Raw genomic sequence first — 21,506 nt, 5'->3', positions numbered from 1 at the left:
TGGTCACGTACGATGGCATCCGCACCTCACAGCGGGTGCGTCAGCGGGACCCGGGTCGCGAGATCCGGTTTTGAAAAATCAACATGGGGATGATCGGTTTCGACAGCGGCTGTCGAAGCAGGGGAAGCGAGCCGAGGAAGCGGCAATGATCTCGTAAACCATATGTCGCAACCAATAATCGCCAATTCCAAGAGCGATTCCCAGTCCTTCGCCCTCGCTGCCTAATAAGCAGTGAGTGAAGGACCCTTAATGGGTGTCAGCCCGGGGGTGTTCCCGACCCGGACCCTGGCATAATCTAGGGAACTAAACCGTCGAGCCCGGTCACGGGGTTCGGCGGGAAACCAAACAGTGACTGAGCCCGTCGGAGACTTGTTCGCGTGATCTCCGGGGCTGAGAAAATCTCAGCGAACTGCGCTCGGAGAAGCCCTGATTCTGCACCGTTGGACGCGGGTTCGATTCCCGCCATCTCCACTCGCCTCTTCCGGGAGGCAACCCCATGTGGGCGAAGGCCCCGCTGCTTCACGGCAGCGGGGCCTTCGTCATGTCTGTCCCGGACTGTCCAGCGCTGTCCCCACCCGCCCCCGGCTTCACATGTTGCCCACATGCAACCCGGAACACTCTTGTCCTGCACCCGACATGTATGTCTAAGGTAAACGCCGCGCCGGACGGAGCCGACCACTCCGCCACAGGGCGCGTCGAACGGCGACCGGGGGAACACCGTCGCCACGGGGAGGACAGACCACCATGCCGAGATATCGGCTCTTCACGCGTGCCCGCACGCGTTCCGGGCTGCTGACGCCGCTGCTCACATCCGCCGTCGCCGTCGCCCTGATCGGCTCGGCGGCCGTACAGCCCGACCTGATCAGCCGGTACGCGGCCGACGACATGGCTTCCGTGGCCGACGCCGGCGACAGCTACGACGGCTTCGACGCCAAGGCCGCCGAACAGCTCCGGGAGGACCAGTGCCGACTGGGCGAGGTGCTGCGGATGGGCGGCCCGGCCATGTTCGGCGTCGCGCAGGACGGACTGAACCAGGCGCCGGACAAGCTGCACACCGCGGCGAACCGGGAGTACTGGACCACCACTCCGCTGTCGACGGCGTTCGAGCAGGACAGGGACGCCGCCGACAAGGAGGGCTCGGCACTCCACGACCACATTGGTGACTTCGAGATCTCAGGGCTGCCCACACCCGGCGGCTTCAAGTCGGTCGCCGACTTCGAATGGCCGCCCGGGACGAGCGGTGACGACCGCCCCAACTTCTTCCAGCAGACCGGCATCTCCAAGTGGATCTGGGAACAGTTCTGGAAGTCCGAGGACGACTTCTACCGTGACTTGACCCCTGATGCCGACGACGCCGCCATCAAGGCGGTCAAGGACCTGGGCGACCCGCTGTACGGCGGCGACCCCGACCCGAACGCGCCCGACTGGGATCAGGAGTACGAGGAGCACCGCGCCTACGACCGCCTGCTGAACTGGTCCACGGAGCCGATGCCCGCCGACAACGCCCGGCTCTTCCTGTCGTACGGCGGTTTCCCGCGCTCGGCGCCCGAGCCGGGCAGCGTCGAGTACCGCATCGCCGTGGAGGACCTGAAGAGCCGGTTCGCCTCCTGCGCCTGGAGCTCCCCGGTCGACCCGAACAAGGTGCTCGGCAAGGAGGTCGCCGCGGCCTCCGCCGAGTGGCAGCAGGAGATCGCCGCGCAGGCCACCCCGCGCAACCAGCTCCTGACCGCCAACAAGACCGCCACCAAGGCGCTCGCCGCCGGTTCCAAGGCGCTCGGTGAGCTGCTCGGGCTGTCCTGGCGCGCCGACCACCTGGTCCGCTGGCAGGACTACTGGTCGGCCGGCGGGCCCGGCTGGATCGGCACCAGTCCCTTCGTCGTGCACGCCCACGGGGCCACCGACAAGTGCCTGGACGTGGCGGGCGGCAAGAAGGACAACGGCACGCCCGTGCAGATCTACACCTGCAACGCCAGCGCCGGGCAGAAGTGGCAGATCGACGGCGATCAACTGGTCAACCCCAACTCGGGCAAGTGCCTGACCGTCAAGGGCGGCGCGAGCGCCAACGGCACGCCGGTGCAGATCTCCACCTGCGGCACCGGGGCCTCGCAGAAGTGGCAGTACGGCACCCACGGCACCTCGCGGCTGTACAACCCCGGCACCGGCAACTGCCTCGACCTCGCGGACTACACCAACAGCCGTGACGGCCGGATGTGGGACTGCACCGGCAAGGCGCCGCAGCAGTTCGACGTCGTCCCGTCCGGGCACCAGGGCGCCGACGACGGCTTCGACTACCCGACCAAGGCCCAGTTCGACAAGGCGAAGAAGGGCATTACGGACGCCCAGACCGAGGCGAAGAAGCAGGCCGACCTGCTCAAGGCCCAGGCCACGGCGGCGAAGACGGCCGCCACCACGTCGGACACCGCACTGACGGCGGCGTACGACATCGCCGACAAGGCGGGTGCGCCGCGGGGCCGGGGTCTGCTCGTCGGGCAGCAGAAGGCGCAGGTCACCAAGGCGTCGTCGGCCGCGCTGGACGCCCTCGCGAAGGCCGGTGACACCGCCTACGCCGCGACGAAGGCGGCTGCCGGGGACAGCGAGACCATCGCCGCCCGCGCCCTGACGCAGGCCGCGCAGTCGAAGGCCGCCTTCCGTACCGCGGCCGCGAGCGAGGCCCGGGCCCAGGCGAAGGCCGCCGCCGACGCGGCCGCCGTACAGGCGCAGACCGCGAAGGCCGCCCGCGACCTCGCCAAGACGAAGCTCGCCGAGACGCAGAAGGCCGAGGCCGACGCGAAGGCGGCCGCGGCCGACGCGCACGCCAAGCGGCTCGCGGCGGAGGCCGAGGCGGCGACGGCGAAGGCGGAGAAGGAGACCGCCGCCGCCAAGCAGGCCGAGGCCGCGCAGCACAAGCAGAACGCACAGGGTTACGCGAAGACCGCTGAGGAGGCCAAGGGCCGGGCGGAGAGCGCCGAGTCCACGGCCCGCGCCAAGCGGCAGGACGCCGAGGGCGCCCGGGACCGGGCCAAGGGCAAGCGGGACGACGCGTGGGACGCCGAGAGCCGGGCCAACGCGGCCCGTGCCAAGGCCGACGCCAAGGACGCCTACGCCGAGGCCCACGAGTCGGACGCCGACGCCAAGGACTCCCGGGCCGCCGCCGACGAGGCGGACAAGGCCGCCGACGACGCCGAGTCGGCCGCGAGTTCGGCCCGTTCCGAGGCCGACGCGGCCACGCAGGCCGCCGCCGACGCGGACGCCGCCGCCACACGCGCGGAGGCCGCCGCCAAGCGGGCCCGGTCCGACGCGGACGCGGCCCAGGCCGCCAAGCTGAGGGCGGACGCGGCCGTCCGTACGGCGACCAGCGCCGCCGCCGACGCCATCAAGGCGTCCGAGGCCTCCGCCTCCGCCGCGCGTACCGCGGTCAAGCTGGCCGACGAGGCCGAGAAGCACGCCGCCGACGCCATGAAGCAGGCCGACGCGGCGAAGGCCGAGGCCGCCAAGGCGGTCGCGGGCGCGGCGGACGCGGCCGGGCACGCCTACACCACCGCGCAGGCGGCGGAGGACGCCGGCAACGCGGCCCAGCAGGTGGCGGCCCCGGCGAACGACGCGATTCAGCTGGGCGCGCCGTACGTCACCACCGACTCGGCGGCGGGCCTCGCCGTCCTGTCGGGCCAGTCGTCCAAGACGATCGCCGAGCAGCAGCAGGCGGTCGCCGAGGCGCACGCGGCCAACGCGCAGAAGAACGCGGCTCAGGCTGCGAGCCTCGCGGCGGCGGCCACCGGTGACGCGAAGGCGGCGTACACGCTGGCCGCGGAGGCCGCAGGGTTCGCGGCCGACGCCCGCAAGTCGGCGAAGGAGGCGCTGGGTTACGCCGCCGAGGCGGCCCAGTACGCGGCGGACGCGCAGGCATCCCTCGCCCGCGCGAAGGAGTACGACCGCCAGGCCACCGAGGACGCGGCCGCCGCCGACCAGGCAGCCGACAACGCCGAGACCTACGCGGTGGACGCCCGCTCCTCCGCCGACCAGGCGGCCCTGGACGCGGAGGCCGCCCGCACGGCGGCGGCGGAGGCCGAACAGGCCGCGAAGGACGCCCGCGCGGCGGCCGACCGCGCCGACGCCGAGGCCACCGCGGCCGAGGAGGCGGCGAAGGACGCGCAGAAATACGCCGACTCGGCGCAACAGGCGGCGGAGGAGGCGGCGCGCAACGACGCGAACAAGCAGGTGCAGGCGGGCGCGGGAACCGGCATCGGCGGTGTCTTCTACATCATCGACAAGATGACCGAGGCGGCACCGGGCAAGCAGCTCAACCCGTGCGACTACACGCTGCAGGGCTGCACGGTGACGTACGAACTCCACGTCGACGTCACGGTCAGCTACTACTTCTGCCAGAACCCGGACGTCCCGGCCACCGAGTCGGGCTGCCCGCAGGAGGACACCGTCTTCCTCAAGACGGAGGTCCTCAAGAACCAGGTGCAGAAGTGGACCCACCACTTCAGCGCCGGTGACATCACCCGGCTCGGCTGGCAGGCCCTCTTCGGGGACACACTCGGCGCGGTCCTCTACGAGGTCGTGCTGGGCGACGCCGTCCGCTGCTACCACGGCGACAAGGCCGGCTGCGCCTGGTTCGCGTCCAACTTCATCCCGGGCAAGGTCTTCGAGAAGGCCGCCGAGGCGCTCCGCGCCCTCGACGCCGCGATGAAGACCGGGGTCGGGGTCGCCGACGCGTTCAAGGCCCTGAAGGCACTGGACGTGGACCCGGCGACTCTGGCCAAACTTGAGGACTCCGTCCGCGTCTACGAGGACGCGGTGGCGGTCTGCACGAGGAACAGCTTCCCCGGCGGCACCGAAGTCCTGATGGCCGACGGCACCCGCAGGGCGATCCAGGACGTCCGGGAGGGCGACCTGGTCCTGGCCGCCGACCCTGGCACCGGCGGGCTGCGTCCGGAGCCGGTGACGGACACGTTCCGCCACGACACGGACCGGATGACGGAGATCGCCGTGGCCGGCGGTCTGCTCACCAGCACCCGTGGCCACCGGTTCTATGTCGATGGGCGTGGTTGGACGACGGTCGCAGACCTCGCGGTGGGCGACCGGCTGCGCACTCCGGACGGCACATGGCGGGCTGTGACGGCTCTCACGGACCGACCGGGCGAGGAAGAGGTCTTCGACCTGACGGTGGACGACCTGCACACCTTCTTCGTGCGCAGCCGAGGTGTGGCCACCGAGGACATCCTCGTCCACAACTGCCTGAGGATCATCGATGACGAGAACGCGAGCATCGGCGGAGCTCACACGCTGAAGGACCATGTGCGGCCCACCGCCGCGGATATGGCCGCCAAGGCTCTGGATCCGCGCAACACGTCCGGCATCGCCACGAAGTGGGCGAGTGAACAGATCGCTGAGGACTCGGTCAACGCGGCGTTCCAGCAGTGGTTCGCGCGCAATCCCAAGGGTCTGGACAACTGGCTGAAGAAGATGCGGGACAAGTTCGGCAAGAACAACGACCGGGGATACTTCGATCCCCGGACGGATCTCAAGGAGATCACCTGGACCCTCAAGGACGCCCAGAATCTCGGTTTGAAGTGGGTGCGGGGCGGCCCGCAGGGGGTCGACGCCGGAAATAAGGTGATCGTCCAACTGAGGTACGTGGGGCGTCAGCACCCGTCGGGTTACGTCGTGTACACGGCGTACTTGGCCGGCTGACCACCGCCCTCACATGTCCGACCGCCGAGGGCGACCGTGTGTCGCCCTCGGCGCTTCACGAGGAAAGCCATGTCAGAACAGCGAGAAGCCCGCTGGTGGAACTTCGACGGGGACTTCGGGATCAGCCGTGCCGCGGTTACCGACCCCGCGGTCGTACCGGCGGGCGACGCCGACGAGATCCGTGCCCTCCGGGACGATGCCCGGCTGCTGCTGGACTCCCCCCTACCGGACGAGGTGGTGCGCACCGTGTTGCTCGCCGCCTCGGGCGGCCAACAGGATCCCGGCGCGAATCCACGCGCCGGGCTGCGCCGGATCATCGGGCGGTGCGAGCAGGAGATCTCCCGCGCCGCCCCGGACTTCGCTCCCGGAGCCGCACCCGTGGTCCTGGTGGACGAGAAGGTGATGAGGGCAGCGGTGCTCGCTGAAGTACGGGCCGTCTCGGTCGAGCCGGCCGGGCCGCAGGTCGCGCCCGCGCTGGAACGGGTCGTCGCCGAGGTGGACGCCGATCTCGGGTTTCGGCTGTTCCTGCGCGTGCAGAAGGCGTACTCGCTCCCGGTCGCCCTGGAGCGCTACGACCGGTATCAAGAGATCGGGAAAGGATTCGGTTACCCGGCGCCGCTGGTCCACGACGAACTCGCCGTACGCTGGCCTCGCTTCGACGACGGGTCCCTACGACGGCGGTTCGTGCACGACTTCGGGTTCTCCTTCCTCACTGGTCGGTTCTACGGAGATCTGTGGCAGCACGCGTACCCGGTCGAGGAGGGAATCGCTGGTGTCGCCGGCGACCATGCGGGCCTCGTGCCGGGCGCCGCCGCGTTCGCGCTGCTCCAGGACACCCTGCGGCTGTCGACGTCACCGCTGTCCGACGCCACCCTGACCACGCTCTGGCAGGTGGTGACGGGGCAGGGTTATGACCTCGAGGGGCAGAGCGCGCGCCAATGGCTGCACCGGATCACAGACGTCTGCGAGCGGCACCTCCGGGAGATCGATCCCGGCTTCACACCGGGTCCGCCCGCACCGGCCGGTACTGACCTGCGGGACACGGTCCTTCGGGAACTGCGGGACATCACGCCGGCGCTGACCCGAGCGGTGCACGACAGTCCCTGGTTCGGCGCCGACGCCAGCCCGTGGTTCGCCCTGTCGCGCGCGGTGGCCCCCGTGTTGGAGCAGGTCGTCACCCGTGTCGATCCCGATCTCGGCTTCCGCCTGCTGCTGAGGACCGTACGCGCCTACTCGGTGCCGATCACCGACGAGCGCCTCACGCGCTACACGGCACTCGGCGAGGATTTCGGCTACGGCCGGCGCCACATCGCCGACCTGACCGACTTTCTTCGCGACGACTGACCGGCGCCTGGCCTGAGCCTGACCGGGTTCACACGATGCTCCGCGGCGCCGTACTAGCCCGCCGGGTCAGTCTCGGCTCGATCAGGGTCGCCTCCGGTACGGCCTCTCCGTCCAGTTTCTTCATCAGCAGCTCCACCGCTCGCGTGCCCACCTCCGCCGACGGCAGGGCGACCGAGGTGAGCGGGACGCGGGTGGACTCGGCCAGTTCCTCCGGGCAGATCGCCGTCACCGACAGGTCGGTCGGGACGCGTAGGCCGAGGTGTTCGAAGGCGTCGATCAGGGGTTCCAGGGCCGCTTCGTTGTGGACGACCACGCCGGTCAGGGCGGGCTGTTCGCGCAGCAGGCGTTCCGCCACCGTCCGGGCCGCCGCCGGGGCTGCCTCGCACGGGTGCAGCGAGGAGGTGAGCCCGGCCCGGTCGGCAGCCGCCGTGAAGCCCTGGACCACGCGCTGGGCGAACGCCGTCCCGCGCACGTACACCTCCGGTGGTGAGCCGACCAGGGCCACGACCCGGTGGCCGAGGGCCGCGAGATGGTCGACGCACGCCTCGCCGGCCGCCCTGAAGTCGAGGTCGATGCAGGTCAGTCCGGCCGGTTCGGCGGGGAAGCCGATCAGTACGGAGGGAAGGCCCAGTGAGCGCAGCAACGGCAGGCGCCGGTCGTCCAGTTGTACGTCCATGACGACCAGGGCGTCGACGAGGGCCGTGTCGGCGACTCTGCGCAGTCCCTCCTCGCCCTCCTCCTGGGTGAGCAGCAGGACGTCGTGGTCGTGCAGCCGGGCCGTGGTCACCACCGACACCGCGAACCGCATCACGACCGGCACGTGGACGCCGGTCCGCAGCGGCACCACGAGGGCGATGACGTTCGATCGGCTGCTGGCCAGCGCCCGGGCGCCCGCGTGCGGGCGGTAGCCCAGCTCGTGGATGGCCGCCCGGACGCGCTGCCGGGTCTCCGCGGAGATCGGCCGCTTGCCGCTGAGCGCGTACGACACGGTGCTGGGGGAGACCCCGGCGCGCCGCGCCACATCGGTGATCTTGACCATCAGCCCAGCTCCAGGGTGAGGAACCCGGTCCCGGCGGGCACCCGCTCCACGCGCTCCCCGGCCGCCAGGGCCCAGGGCGCGGTGGGGGCGTCGCAGGAGGCCCGCAGGGTGTCCCCTTCGCGGACGACGGTGAAGGTCGCGCCGCCGACGGGCACCGTCACGCGGGCGCCGCGCCGCAGCCCGTAGGCCCGCAAGGTGACCCCGTCGGCGTGGTCGTAGTCGGGTCGGTCGTCCACCGCCCCCACCGGGAGCACCGCGCCCGGCCGGACCAGCAGCGGCACGCTCAAGAAGTCGTGCTTCTCGCGCACCCAGCGCGGTCCGGTGACCGTCCGCCCGGTCACGAAGTGGGTCCACGTGCCCTCGGGGACGTAGTAGGAGACCTCGCCCTCGTCGTTGAACACCGGTGCCACCAGCAGGTCGGGGCCGAGCATGTACTGCCGCTCCAGGTGCGCGCACCCGGGATCGTCCGGGAACTCCAGGACCATCGCCCGCATCACCGGCACGCCCTCGGTGTGGGCGGTGCGCGCGGCCCCGTACAGGTAGGGCATGAGCCGCAGCTTCAGCCGGGTGAAGTGCCGCAGCACTTCAACGGACTCGTCGTCGAAGTGCCACGGCACGCGGTAGGAGGAGCTGCCGTGCAGGCGGCTGTGGGAGGAGAGCAGTCCGAACGCCACCCAGCGCTTGAACAGGGCGGGCGTCGGTGTGCCCTCGAAGCCGCCGATGTCGTGGCTCCAGAAGCCGAAGCCGGACAGGCCGAGGGACAGCCCGCCGCGCAGGGACTCGGCCATCGACTCGTACGTCGCCTCGCAGTCGCCGCCCCAGTGCACCGGGAACTGCTGGCTGCCCGCCGTCGCCGAGCGGGCGAAGACCACCGCCTCCTGCTCGCCGCGGTGCTTGCGCAGCACGTCGAAGACGGTGCGGTTGTAGAGGTACGTGTAGTGGTTGTGCATGCCCTCGGGGTCGGAGCCGTCGGACCAGGCCACGTCGAGGGGGACCCGCTCGCCGAAGTCGGTCTTGAAGCAGTCGACGCCCTGCGCGAGCAGTCCCGCCAGCTTGGCCGCGTACCAGTCGCGGGCCTCGGGGCGGGTGAAGTCGACGAAGGCCATGCCGGGTTGCCACTGGTCGCCCTGCCAGACGCCGCCGTCCGCCCGTCTCAGCAGGTGCCCGAGTTCCCTGCCCTCCGCGAACAGCGGGGAGCGCTGGGCGATGTACGGGTTGATCCACACGCACACGCGCAGCCCACGCTCCTTCAGCCGCGCCAGCATGCCCTCCGGGTCGGGGAACACCCGGGGGTCCCACCGGAAGTCGCACCAGTGGTGCTCCCGCATCCAGAAGCAGTCGAAGTGGAAGACGGACAGCGGGAGATCACGTGCGCGCATGCCCTCGATGAAGGAGGTGACCGTCTCCTCGTCGTAGGAGGTGGTGAACGAGGTGGACAGCCACAGGCCGAACGACCAGGCGGGCGGCAGCGCCGGGCGGCCGGTGAGGGCGGTGTACCTGCGCAGGACGTCCCTGGGGGTGGGGCCGTGGATGACGTAGTACGTCAACTGCTGTGTCTCGGCGCTGAACTGGAGCCGCGAGACCGCTTCCGAGGCGACCTCGAAGGAGACCTTGCCCGGGTGGTCGACGAAGACGCCGTAACCGGCGTCCGTGAGGCAGAAGGGCACGTTCTTGTAGGCCTGTTCGGTGGCGGTGCCGCCGTCGGCGTTCCAGATGTCGACCACCTGGCCGTTCTTCACCAGCGGCCCGAAGCGTTCGCCGAGGCCGTACACGCTGGTGCCGACGCCGAGTTCGAGCTGCTCGCGGAGATGGTGGGCGCCGTCCGCGTTCCGCAGGATGCCCATGCCCTTGGCGCCGCTGCCGGTGAGGGTGCGGCCCGCGGCCAGGAAGTCGACCCGCCAGGGGCCGCCGCGAGCGAAGCGGACCGACAGCGCGCCGGAGGTCAGTGTCGCGTGCTCGTCGTCGTAGGAGAGGGTGGGCGTGAACTCGGTTCGGGTCAGGTCGAATTCGGGTCCGCGGGGGCGCTCGCCCTCCCAGTGGGTGACGGTGATGCCGATGACGCCGGGCATCGGCGCGTGCGCGCTGATCGTCATGACCGGTCCGGTCAGCAGGTCGCCGCGGTGGCGGACGGGCCGGGTCGGGGCGTGGATCTCCAGCACGCCGTCGTGGGCGCGGACGTCGAGGACCTGGGCCGGGTGATCGGCGGTGACACCCTCGCGCAGCAGCCAGTAGCCGTCGGTGAACTTCATGTGGGCGGTCCTTACTTCACCGCTCCCACGGCGATGCCGCGGGTGAGGGTGCGCTGGAAGACGAGGAAGAAGACGACGGCGGGCAGGACGCCGAGGAGGGCGGCCGCGTTGGTCATCGTGGCGTCCATCAGGCGCTGGCCCTGGAGGACGCCGAGGGCCACCGACACGGTCTGGTTGTCGTTGGAGATCAGCATGACCAGGGGCAGCAGGAACTCGTTCCAGGTCCAGACGAAGAAGAAGACCAGGAGCACGCCGAGGGTCGGCCGGCTGACGGGGACCACGATCCGCCACAGGACCTGCCACTTGTTCGCGCCGTCGATCCGGGCGGCCTCGACGATCTCGCGGGGGAACCGGCTGAGGACCGAGGACAGCAGATACGTGCCGAACGCCGCCTGGATCACCGTGAACACGATGATCACGCTGAGCCGGGTGTCGTACAGCCCCGCCCGCTTGCACAGGTAGTAGACGGGGTAGACCAGCGCCTCCTGCGGCAGCATGTTCGCCAGCACGAAGAAGGCGAGCACCCAGGTACGGCCCCTGATCCGGCCGATGCCGATCGCGTAGGCGTTGAGGACGGACAGGGCGGCCGCGCCGACGGCCACGCAGCCGCTGATCAGTACCGAGTTGGCCAGCTTCCGCCCGTAGTCCACGCGCTGCCAGAAGTCCTTCAGTCCGTCGAGGTACAGGCCGTCGGGCAGGCTGAGCGGGCCGTGCGCGGAGTACTCGGCGGGCGACTTGACCGCGTTGACGGCGACGATCGCGAACGGCACCACCATGAACAGGGCGGCCAGGCACAGGGCGGTCAGCACGGGGTAGCGGCGCAGGGCGGTCACGCGCGGGCCCCTTCCTCGGCGTCCTCGGCGCGGGTCTGGAGTCCCAGGCCGATCACGGAGACCGCCAGGATGATCACGGTCAGCACGGTGGAGATCGCCGCGCCGTAGCCGACCTGCGTCTTCTCGAAGAACGTCGTGAACGAGAAGTACGACGGCACGTCGGTGGCGCCGCCGGGACCACCCTTGGTGAGCACGTACACCGCGCCGAACACCTTGAGGGCGGCGATCGTGCACCAGGTCAGCACGACGAAGACCTCGGGCCGGATCTGCGGCAGCGTGACGTGCCCGAAGCGCCGCCACCAGCCCGCCCCGTCCAGCTCGGCCGCCTCGTACAGCTGCGGGTCCACACGCTCCAGGCCCGCCATGAACACCACCAGGGGGAAGCCGATCTGCACCCACACCATCACGCCCATCACGCTGTACAGCGCGATGTCCGGGTCGCCCAGCCAGTCCTGCCGCCAGGAGCCGAGGCCCACCGCCTTCAGCAGGGCGTTGAGCGAGCCGTCGTCGGGCGCGAGGATCCAGCTCCACACGATGCCCGCGACCGCGATCGGCAGGACCTGCGGAAGGTAGAAGCAGGCGCGCAGCACCGCCGCGACCCGGCTGCCGAAGTGCTTGCCGACGTAGTCGAACAGGGCCGCCGCGAGGACGAGCCCGATCACCGTCGGCAGCACCGCCATCGCGACGACCATGAACAGGCTGTGCCGGAAGGACGCCCAGAACTCGCTGTCGTCCAGCAGCTCGCGGTAGTTGGCGAGCCCCGACCACTCCGGGCTGCCGACGCCCTGCCAGTCGGTGAAGCTCACGCCCGTGTTCATCAGGAACGGCACGACCACGACCGTGAGGAAGCCCAGGACGCCGGGCAGCAGGAAGAGCGCGTAGGAGTCGCGGGGGCGACGCGGGTGACCCGGGCGGCGGTGCTCGCCGGCCACCCCCGCGCCCCGTTCGACGGTGACCGTCATCGTCGCGGTACGCCCTTGTCGTACGCCTTCTGCAGGGCGGTGAGGTAGTCGTCGGGTTTCTCGCTGCCGGTGATCAGTTTCTGGGTCTCGGAGACGAGGACGTCGTAGAAGCCGGTGACCGGCCAGTCGGGGTAGAAGGCCAGGCCGTCCTCGGCCGACAGGGAGTTGAAGTCGGCGATGAGGGATTTCGACTTCGGGTCGGTGATCGCGTCCGCGTCGGCCGCGACCGGGACACCGCCCTTGTCGCCCAGCAGGTTCTGGATCTTCTTCGACAGGGTGATGTCGATGAAGTCGTAGGCGAGGTCCTTGTTCCCGGAGCCCTTGGGGACCACCCACAGGTTGCCGCCGGAGCCGAGGGTGAGGTGCGTGTCAGGCCACGGGAAGGTGCCCCAGTCGAACTTCGCCTCCGTGCGGAAGCGGCCGAACCACCAGCTGCCGGAGAACAGGATCGGCGCCTTGCCCCGGATGAAGGAGACACCCGCGTCCTCGGCCTTCGCACCGGTGGACTTCTCGCTGATGTAGCCCTTCCGCACCCAGTCGGCGAAGGTGTTCGCGGCGTACGTCCAGGCGTCGTCGTGGAAGTCCGTGCTGCCCTTGTACAGCTCGTACCGGTCGACCCAGGAGCGGTCGGCCCTGGTGAGGGCGAGCTGGTAGAGGTACTGCTGGGCGATGTACTCCGCGCCGGCGTCGGCGAGCGGGGTGACGCCCTTGGCGACGAACGTGTCCATGGCGGCGGAGAGTTCACCGAGGGTCTTCGGCCGCGCGATCCCGTACCGCTCGAACAGGTCCTTGTTGTAGTAGACCATCGTGTACTCGGCGTAGTTCGGCACGCCGTACCACTTGCCGGAGCCCATCACGCCGTCGGCGTCGTACCGGCTGGTGGTCCGTACGCCCGCGCTGAGCTTCCTGTCCCAGCCGCGCTTCGCCACCTCGGCGGTGAGATCGGTGAGCAGGCCCTGTCTGGAGAGCTGGCCGGCCGTCGCGTTGCCCTTGTTGTACTCCAGCAGGTCGGGCGCGTCGGAGGAGTTGAGGACCATGGGCGCCGTCTTCTGGATCTGCTCGAAGCCCTTCTCCTCGAACTTCACCCTGACGCCCGGGTGGGTCGCCTCGAACTCCTTGATCGCCTCGTTCCAGGCCGCGCCCATCGCGCTGTCGGGGCCCTCGTAGTGCCACAGCCTGAGCGTCCTGCCGTCGGCGGAGCCGCTGTCCGAGCCGCCGCAGGAGGCCAGGAGCAGGGATCCGCCGAGGACCGCCGCCACCGCCCTCGTCACACGCCTTCGTGCCGTCAACATCCTGTGCCTCCGGAGGAGTCGCAGTCGGATGGGTCTCGGGGCGTCACGCAGCGGTCGTCGAATCGGTTCGATGCGTGACGTCGAAGCGCTTCGACGGGGGAAGGTATGCCGGAGTCGTGAGCACGTCAATGGGGCATGCGTGAATCTCCACCGGCCTCCCGCGCGGAGCCGCGGTGCGCGAGCGCGATCAGCAGCGCCACCGCGGCCGCCGTCACCGGCACCGCGTAGCCCGCCGCGGGCGACCGGTGCTCCACCACCCAGCCGCCGGCCGCGCTGCCCGCGGCGATGCCCCCGAGCAGTCCGGTCACGGCCAGGGTCATGCCCTCGTTCAGCCGGCCGGGGGGCGTGCGGCGCTGCACCAGGGTCATGCCGGTGACCATGGTCGGCGCCGTCGCCATCCCGGCCACCAGCAGCGCGGCGGCCAGCAGCGGAAGCGAGCCGGTCAGGGCGGCGGCGAGCAGCGGCAGCGTCAGCAGCGTCGTCATGGCGGCGATGCACCACACGTACCGGCGGGCCGCGGAACCGGCCGGCCGCACCCTCCCGTACAGCAGTCCCGCCGCGCAGGAGCCGGCCGCCTGGAGACCGAGCACCGGGCCCGCCGCCGAACGGTGGCCGTGCGCGTCGGCGAAGGCGATCGTCACGACCTCCATGGCCCCGAACACCACACCCATGACGAGACACACGGCGAGCAGCGGGGGCATCCCCGGCGCACGCAGCAGACCGGGCGCGGAGGGGCGCCTCGGGGCGCGCCACCGGGACCGGGGTGCGGGCGGGGCTGGGCGGGGAGTGGGCTTCCGGGACCGCGGTGCGGTGTCGGTCCGGGGGCGGGTGGGCGCCGGGACCCGCGGGTCACCCTCCGGGGCGCGGCGGCTGTCCGGTCGCGGAGTGGGCTTCCGGGACCGGGGTGCGGTCGGGCTCGGGCCTTCGGCGGCGGGGGTGGCCGTGGGCGAGGGGGTGAGCGGGGGTTCCGTCGATCGCTGGGCGGTGAAGAACAGCACGCCCGACACCAGCAGGACGACGCCGGCCAGCGTGCCGGCCTCCGGGAAGAACGTGCCGCACAGGAAGACCGCGAGCACCGGCCCGATCATGAAACACAGCTCGTCCGCGGCCTGTTCGAAGGAGTTCGCGGTGTGCAGGGCCGCGGCGTCATCCCGCAGCAGGTACGTCCAGCGGGCCCGGGACATGCCACCGGTGTTCGGGGTGGTCGCGGTGGCGGCGTAGGCGGCGAAGAGGGTCCAGTCGGGGGCGCCGTGGCGCACGCACAGCAGCAGGGCCAGCGAGCCGGTCGCCGCGAGCAGCGTGGCGGGCACGGCGATCCGCGCCTGGCCGTGCCGGTCGACCAGCCGCGCGGTCCACGGCGCGACCAGCGCGGTCGCCGCCAGCCCGGTCGCGGTGACGGCGCCGGCCAGCGCGTACGAGCCCCGCGCACCGGCGATCATCAGCACCGCGCTCACGCTGAACATGCCCATCGGCAGCCGGGCCACCAGGTTCCCCAGGGTGAAGGCGCGGGCGCCGGGCACCTGGAAGAGACGGCGGTACGGGCCGGGCGGCCGGCTTCCGAAACGGGGACCGAAGTCGACGGCCACGAGCGTGTCGTTGGTGACGGTGAACAGGGGAGTGGTCCGCGAAGACGGTCGGGACGGCATGGATGAACCGTCACCCGGGAGCGGCCGCGGGGTCCAACACCTTCTGCGTACCCATTCACGCACCGTGGTTGTGAATGCGGGGGGCGAGGAGCGCCGGACCGGTACCGCGCAGCGGCGGGTAACCCCCGGGTCCCGGTGCTCACCCGCCCCTGGGCCGGCACCGCACGTCGGGCTCGCACCCCACCCCGGGCCGGTACCGCACCCCGGGTCCCGGTGCGCCCCCGTACCGGCACCGCCCTGGCGCGCACCCGCCCCCGGGCCGGTACCGCACCCCGGGTTCGCACCCCCGGCCCCAGGTGCGCACCCGCCCCCGGGCCGGTACCGCACCCCGGGCTCGCACCCCCGGCCCCGGGGCTCGCACCCCCGGCCCCGGCCGGGCACCCCGGCCCGGGCTCGCACTCCCGTTGTAACTTCGCCGGATGCCCGCCGACCTCGAACCCCGTCTCCTGCGCGCCTTCCTCGCCGTCGCCGAGGAGCTGCACTTCACCCGCGCGGCGGCCCGCCTCCACGTCGCCCAGCAGGTGCTCAGCCGGGACGTCCGGCGTCTGGAACGCGAGCTCGGTACCGATCTCTTCGTACGGACCACCCGGCAGGTCACCCTCACGGCCGACGGCTTGCGGCTGGTGCCGTACGCGCGCCGGGTGCTGCAGGCCCAGGACGACTTGCTCGCCGTCTTCGGGCAGGTCAGACCGCTGCTCGTGGACCTGAACTTCCCGGACCAGGTCACCGCGCGCCGGGTGCTGTACCTGGCCCGCGAACTCGCCCCCCAGTACGAGCTGATGGCCCGCTACGAGAGCGGGCTGACCGGCGCGGCGGGCGAGTTGCTCGCGGGCCGGCTCGACGCGTCCTTCGGGCGGTTCGCCGGGCTGGACCCCGCGCTGCGGGCCGGGCTCGACCACCAGCTCGTCCGCTACGAGCCCATGGCCCTTGTGCTGCCCGCCGACCACCGGCTCGCCGCGCTGCCCGGGATCCCGCTGGCCGCGCTGGCCGGCGAGCGGGTCTACGCGGGCGCCGGGAACCCCCGGACCCCGGAGTGGACCGACCTGGCCCGGCAGTTGTTCGAGGGGCGCGGTATCGAGATCGCGCCGCCCGTCCCGCTGGCCGTCGGGGACGAGGAGTTCCGCCGGATCATGGGAAAGGCCCGGAACCCGATCCTCGCAGTGGTGGACTTTCCGGCCATGCCGGGGACGGTGCTCCGCCCCTTGATCGAACCCGTCCCGTTGTCCCCCGTGTCACTGGTGTGGCGAAAGGGGCTGGTGCATCGCGGATTCGACGTTCTTCGACGTGCGGCGGCCCAACTCTCGGCCGACGAAGGGTGGTTGCGGAAGCCCACAGATGGATGGATTCCAGCCATCGACAGCTCCCTCATCCATGGGCACAATTGACACAAGGCAAACAAGCAACCTCCCGGTGCGCTAGATTCGGGGCCCTGAGCACACTTGCGACAAAGGGGGCGCTCGAGCCGGGTGGGGGCCCGGTTCGACTACGAATGCTCAGTCTCGTACTCGCGCCCCAGGAACATTCCGTGGGGGGATGTGCGTGCATGTGAAGAATGCGAGCAATGGACGGGAAGGCGCCCGTCCCGAGTGGCTCGAAGTCGCAACCGCGATCAGTGGCCGCGTTGCAAATAGTGGCGCCACCCAGTCATTTCCGGACAGTAACGGAACCGGGGTGTTCGCCTCGTCGGGCACGGCCGAAATCGTGTCCTCCGGCAGTGCCGCCGGGGGCCTCCTCCCGGGCGGCGACGCCAAGGGCTTCTCCGCGAAGGGACAGGCCGGTGACGGCGGTGCCCCGCGCGACCCGTGGGAAGCGCCCGGCGAGATCAACGACCACGACCCGGACGAGGTAACGGTCCAACTCGACGACATCGGCGGCGAGCTGGACGATCTCCTGGTCGGGCCGGGCAAGGGCGGGGCCGAGAGCTCCGACGTACCGGTCTTCGTCGACGAGTCGGGCCGCCGTAGCCGCAGGTACCGCCGTATCGGCATGGCCGTCGGTCTGTCCTGCGCGGTCTACGCCGTCGTCATCGTCGTCACCCTGCTGTCCGGCAACTCCAGCGCGCCCTGGCTGCCGGTGCCGGGCCAGCAGGACGAACAGCCGGCCGACAAGGTCGAGACCCCGCACAAACCCGAGGAGTCGAAGAGTTCGACCGGCGGCAGCCCGGCCCTGCCCGGAATGCTCCCGACGGCCACGAACGGCACGGTCCTCAAGCCGGGCAGCCCACCGAGCGCCGCACCCGGCGCGCCCCGTGCCTCCGGCAGCCCCGCCCGGCCCGCAGCGTCGGCGGCACCCTCGCCCGCGGCCAGCCGGAGCACCCCGGCGCCGGGCACCGGCGGGATCGTCCCGAGCTCGTCCCCGGTCCCGACGCAGGGCTCCGCGTCGCCCGAACCGACGGCACCGACCGGCGGAGTCAGCACCTCACCCGACCCGACGCCGTCCGTCGGCGGCAGCCCCGACCCCGGCAACGGCCCGGTGCCCAACGGCCCGAGCGATCCGTCGCCCGTGGCCGAGGGGACCGCCCCGGCGTCCGGCCCGACCGCCGCGCCGTCCGCGACGTCCTCCGCGAACCAGGAGCCGGCTCCCTGATGGCATCCCGCTCCCGCCGTGGCGGGCGCGCGACCCGGACCCGCGAGGGTTCCCGGCGTCGCCGTCTGTCCATGCGCCTGCTGTTGCCCGTGCTCGTCCTCGCCGCGCTGATGGCCATGCTCATGCTGCGCGGCTACGTACACAGCGAGATCCTCGCCGACCACCGCGTCCGCTCCGAGGCACCCTCCGACAGGGTGCCGCAGAAGATCCTCGACGGCGGCCCGGTCATCGACACCCGCGGCGGCCGCACCACCTCCCTGAAGGTGCGCGACCACCGCCTCGTCCTGACCTTCGACGACGGTCCGGACCCGGTCTGGACCCCGAGAGTCCTGGACGTACTGAAGAAACACCACGCGCACGCGGTCTTCTTCGTCACCGGCACCATGACCTCGCGCTATCCCGAACTGGTCCGGCGCATGGTCGCCGAGGGCCACGAGGTCGGCCTGCACACCTTCAACCACCCCGACCTCTCCTTCCAGTCCCGCAAGCGCATCGACTGGGAGCTGTCGCAGAACCAGCTCGCCATCACCGGCGCGGCCGGCATCCGCACCTCGCTCTTCCGGCCGCCGTACTCCTCCTTCGCCGACGCGATGGACAACAGGTCCTGGCCGGTCACCCGGTACATCGGCTCCCGCGGCTACATCACCGTCGTCACCAGCGTCGACAGTGAGGACTGGCGCAAGCCGGGCGTCGCGCAGATCATCCGCGGCGCCACCCCCAAGGGCGGCAAGGGCGCGATCGTCCTGATGCACGACTCCGGCGGCGACCGCCACCAGACCGTGCAGGCACTGGACAGGCTCCTGCCCCGGCTCAAGGCCGACGGCTACGCCTTCGACAACCTCACCGAGGCCCTCGACGCGCCCAGCGCGCACACCCCGGTCACCGGGGTCGGCCTGTGGAAGGGCAAGGCGTGGATCTTCCTGGTCGAGGCCTCCGACGAGATCACCGGTGTACTGGTGGTGTGCCTCGCCGTCATCGGCTCCCTGGTCATCGCCCGCTTCGGCCTGATGTTCGTACTGTCCGGCGTGCACGCCCGCCGGGTCCGGCGCCGCGGCTTCCGCTGGGGACCGGCGGTCACCGAACCGGTGTCGGTGCTGGTACCGGCGTACAACGAGGCCAAGTGCATCGAGAACACGGTCCGTTCCCTCATGGCGAGCGAGCACCCGATCGAGATCCTCGTCATCGACGACGGTTCCGCCGACGGCACCGCACGGATCGTGGAGGGACTGGACCTGCCCGACGTGCGGGTGATCCGGCAGCTCAACGCGGGCAAGCCGGCCGCGCTCAACCGCGGTCTGGCGAACGCCCGGCACGACATCGTCGTGATGATGGACGGCGACACGGTCTTCGAACCGTCCACCGTCCGTGAACTGGTGCAGCCCTTCGGCGACCCGCGCGTGGGCGCCGTCGCCGGCAACGCCAAGGTCGGCAACCGGGACACCCTCATCGGCGCCTGGCAGCACATCGAGTACGTGATGGGCTTCAACCTCGACCGCCGCATGTACGACGTCCTGCGCTGCATGCCCACCATCCCCGGCGCGGTCGGCGCGTTCCGGCGCACGGCCCTCGAACGGGTCGGCGGCATGAGCGACGACACCCTCGCCGAGGACACCGACATCACCATGGCGATGCACCGCGACGGCTGGCGCGTGGTCTACGCCGAGAACGCCCGCGCCTGGACCGAGGCCCCGGAGTCGGTCCAGCAGCTGTGGTCCCAGCGCTACCGCTGGTCGTACGGCACCATGCAGGCGATCTGGAAGCACCGCCGCGCCCTCGTCGAACGGGGACCCTCCGGCCGCTTCGGCCGCGTCGGCCTGCCCCTGGTCTCCCTGTTCATGGTGGTCGCCCCGCTCCTGGCCCCGCTGATCGACATCTTCCTGCTCTACGGTCTGGTCTTCGGCCCGACCGGCAGGACGGTCGCCGCCTGGTTCGGCGTCCTCGCGGTCCAGGCGGTCTGCGCGGGCTACTCCTTCGCCCTCGACCGCGAGTCACCCGCCCCGCTCATCTCGCTGCCCCTGCAACAGATCCTCTACCGGCAGCTCATGTACGTCGTCCTGCTCCAGTCCTGGATCACGGCCCTCACCGGCGGCCGCCTGCGCTGGCAGAAACTACGGCGCAAGGGCGGGGTCTCCGCCCCGCCGGCCACCGCACCCGCCCCGCGCGGCGAGGTCCTGGACGGGAGGCCGGTCCGATGAGCACCGTCCCGCCCACCGGGCCGTCCCCGACGGCCCGTATCCCCACCCGGAAAGCCTTCGACATGACGGCACCCACCACGCCCACCGGACCGCCCGGCGCCCAGGCGCCCGCACCCGGACCCCCCGGCGTCCAGGCGCCCGCGGCCACCGGGCCGTCCGGCGCCGAGACGGCCGTACCCACCGGACCGCCCGGCACGGACGGCACGGACGGCACGGACGGCACGGATGGCACGGACGCGACCGTGGCGCCGGGGCAGACCGCCCAGGCCGCCGAGCAGACCCGACGGGCACCGGCCCGCGACCGCTACTTCGACCTGCTGCGCGCCATCGCCCTGTTCCGGGTGGTCTTCTACCACCTGATGGGCTGGGCCTGGCTGCCCGTGCTGTTCCCGTCCATGGGCGTCATGTTCGCGCTGGCCGGCAACCTCATGGCCCGCTCGCTCAGGCGCCGCCCGCCGATCGAGGTGATCCGCGGGCGCATGCGCCGGCTGCTGCCCCCGCTGTGGCTGCTGGGCGCGATCGGCGTCACCGGCATGCTGCTCCAGGGCTGGGGACCGAACTCCGAGGGCCACCCCGGCTGGTGGTGGCTGCACCTCACCTTCTGGATCCTGCCGCTGAGCGAACCGCCCGCCGCCGACAGCCTCGCCGGCGTCCACGGCTTCGTCGGCGGGGACTGGGCCTACGAACTGGCCGTACCCCTCTGGTACATCCGTGCCTATCTCTGGTTCGTCCTGCTCTCCCCGGCCCTCCTCAAGGCCCTGCGTGTGCTCCCGTGGGCGACGATCCTCTCGCCGGTCGCCCTGTGCGCGGCCCTCGAGTTCGGCTACCTCGCGATTCCCAGCACCCGCCTCAACTCGGCCGCGTCCGACTTCGCCACCTTCGGATCCTGCTGGATCCTCGGCATGGCCCACCAGGAGGGCATCCTCAAGCGCATCCCGCGCTACGCGGTGCCCTCCCTCGCGCCGGCCGTCGCGCTGCTCGGCCTCTGGTACGCGCTCACGCACGGCTTCAAGGCGGGCCACGACCTCGACGACATCCCCTTCGGGCAGGCCCTGTGGTCCGTCTCGACCGTGCTGTTGCTGCTGCACTTCAGCCCCTCGTGGTCCGAGTGGCCCCGCCGGCTGCGCCGCTGCGACAAAGTGGTCACCCTCCTCAACTCCCGTGCCGTGACCGTCTATCTCTGGCACAACGTGTGCATCGTCGCCGCCGCCACGATGTGGGACCAGCTGTGGGGCTTCGAAGTGCTCGAGGTGCACACCCCCTGGCTCCTGGAGAGCTCCTGGCCGGTCCTGCTCGTGACCTGGATCCTCACCGCCGGATGCATCGTCTGCTTCGGGTGGATGGAGGACGTGGCGGCGAAACGGAAGCCGCGCCTGTGGCCGACCGGCTCGGCCGGCCGCGGCGCCCGGGCCGGGGCGCACCGCGCCTGACCGGAACGACGGAGCCCGCCGGCGCTGTACGGCGGGCTCCGTCACTCCGGCGGTCGGCGCCGGCTCCGTCACTCCGGCGGTCGGCGCCGGCTCCGGCCGCCCCGACCTCTCATCACGCCTTCGCGCGGGGTGAGAGCAACGTTCCTTTCCGGTCACTCACAGCCACAGCGCGGAAACGCGCCCTCCCTACCTTCGGGACTCATCACCGCTCATCGCCCTGAACGACCGAGCCC

The 21,506-nt window shown here is 71.3% G+C and carries 12 protein-coding genes and 1 other RNA gene; 7 read left to right on the top strand and 6 right to left on the bottom strand.

From position 1 onward, the window contains the following. Positions 1 to 85: 85 nt before the first annotated feature. The 3 genes from ssrA to AC07AZ_RS15555 all read left to right on the top strand — a co-directional run bounded on the left by ssrA (position 86) and on the right by AC07AZ_RS15555 (position 7,041). Positions 86 to 474, top strand: a transfer-messenger RNA (tmRNA) gene (ssrA, locus tag AC07AZ_RS15565). Positions 475 to 744: 270 nt separating this feature from the next. Beyond that, positions 745 to 5,697, top strand: coding sequence for a ricin-type beta-trefoil lectin domain protein (locus tag AC07AZ_RS15560; protein ID WP_478847789.1), 4,953 nt, complete (start codon positions 745 to 747; stop codon positions 5,695 to 5,697). Between the two features lie 69 nt (positions 5,698 to 5,766). Continuing rightward, positions 5,767 to 7,041 carry a hypothetical protein gene (locus tag AC07AZ_RS15555; RefSeq protein ID WP_478847787.1) on the top strand — a complete coding sequence of 425 codons (1,275 nt, stop codon included), beginning with the start codon at positions 5,767 to 5,769 and terminating at the stop codon, positions 7,039 to 7,041. A gap of 28 nt (positions 7,042 to 7,069) precedes the next feature. On the opposite strand, the gene AC07AZ_RS15550 is transcribed toward AC07AZ_RS15555, so the two are convergent. From AC07AZ_RS15550 to AC07AZ_RS15525, 6 genes are all read right to left on the bottom strand, one after another. Next, positions 7,070 to 8,080 (bottom strand): LacI family DNA-binding transcriptional regulator, encoded by a 1,011-nt coding sequence (locus AC07AZ_RS15550; protein ID WP_478847785.1) that lies wholly within the window; start codon positions 8,078 to 8,080, stop codon positions 7,070 to 7,072. Next, positions 8,080 to 10,329, bottom strand: a complete 2,250-nt coding sequence (yicI, locus tag AC07AZ_RS15545) for an alpha-xylosidase (protein WP_478847783.1) — start codon at positions 10,327 to 10,329, stop codon at positions 8,080 to 8,082. The genes AC07AZ_RS15550 and yicI overlap by 1 nt, the downstream gene beginning before the upstream one ends. Before the next feature lie 11 nt (positions 10,330 to 10,340). Beyond that, the gene (locus AC07AZ_RS15540) at positions 10,341 to 11,105 is read right to left on the bottom strand and encodes a carbohydrate ABC transporter permease (protein WP_478847838.1); all 765 of its coding nucleotides are present in this window, start codon (positions 11,103 to 11,105) and stop codon (positions 10,341 to 10,343) included. A 53-nt stretch (positions 11,106 to 11,158) separates the two neighbouring features. Then, positions 11,159 to 12,124, bottom strand: coding sequence for a carbohydrate ABC transporter permease (locus tag AC07AZ_RS15535; protein ID WP_478847781.1), 966 nt, complete (start codon positions 12,122 to 12,124; stop codon positions 11,159 to 11,161). Beyond that, positions 12,121 to 13,416 (bottom strand): ABC transporter substrate-binding protein, encoded by a 1,296-nt coding sequence (locus tag AC07AZ_RS15530; protein ID WP_478847779.1) that lies wholly within the window; start codon positions 13,414 to 13,416, stop codon positions 12,121 to 12,123. The genes AC07AZ_RS15535 and AC07AZ_RS15530 overlap by 4 nt, the downstream gene beginning before the upstream one ends. A 125-nt stretch (positions 13,417 to 13,541) precedes the next feature. Continuing rightward, positions 13,542 to 15,062, bottom strand: coding sequence for an MFS transporter (locus AC07AZ_RS15525; RefSeq protein WP_478847777.1), 1,521 nt, complete (start codon positions 15,060 to 15,062; stop codon positions 13,542 to 13,544). Between the two features lie 419 nt (positions 15,063 to 15,481). Here AC07AZ_RS15525 and AC07AZ_RS15520 point away from each other — a divergent pair, with 419 nt between their 5' ends. The 4 genes from AC07AZ_RS15520 to AC07AZ_RS15505 all read left to right on the top strand — a co-directional run bounded on the left by AC07AZ_RS15520 (position 15,482) and on the right by AC07AZ_RS15505 (position 21,273). Further along, a complete protein-coding gene (locus tag AC07AZ_RS15520; RefSeq protein WP_478847775.1) occupies positions 15,482 to 16,447 on the top strand; it encodes a LysR family transcriptional regulator in 966 nt (321 codons plus the stop codon). 286 nt (positions 16,448 to 16,733) lie between these two features. Then, positions 16,734 to 17,648, top strand: a complete 915-nt coding sequence (locus tag AC07AZ_RS15515; protein ID WP_478847773.1) for a hypothetical protein — start codon at positions 16,734 to 16,736, stop codon at positions 17,646 to 17,648. Then, positions 17,648 to 19,843, top strand: coding sequence for a bifunctional polysaccharide deacetylase/glycosyltransferase family 2 protein (locus AC07AZ_RS15510; RefSeq protein WP_478847771.1), 2,196 nt, complete (start codon positions 17,648 to 17,650; stop codon positions 19,841 to 19,843). The genes AC07AZ_RS15515 and AC07AZ_RS15510 overlap by 1 nt, the downstream gene beginning before the upstream one ends. Further along, the gene (locus AC07AZ_RS15505; protein ID WP_478847769.1) at positions 19,840 to 21,273 is read left to right on the top strand and encodes an acyltransferase family protein; all 1,434 of its coding nucleotides are present in this window, start codon (positions 19,840 to 19,842) and stop codon (positions 21,271 to 21,273) included. The genes AC07AZ_RS15510 and AC07AZ_RS15505 overlap by 4 nt, the downstream gene beginning before the upstream one ends. Positions 21,274 to 21,506 lie beyond the last annotated feature (233 nt).

The organism is Streptomyces sp. NPDC043878 (assembly GCF_056435735.1).
This window is presented reverse-complemented; position numbering and strand designations above follow the sequence as displayed.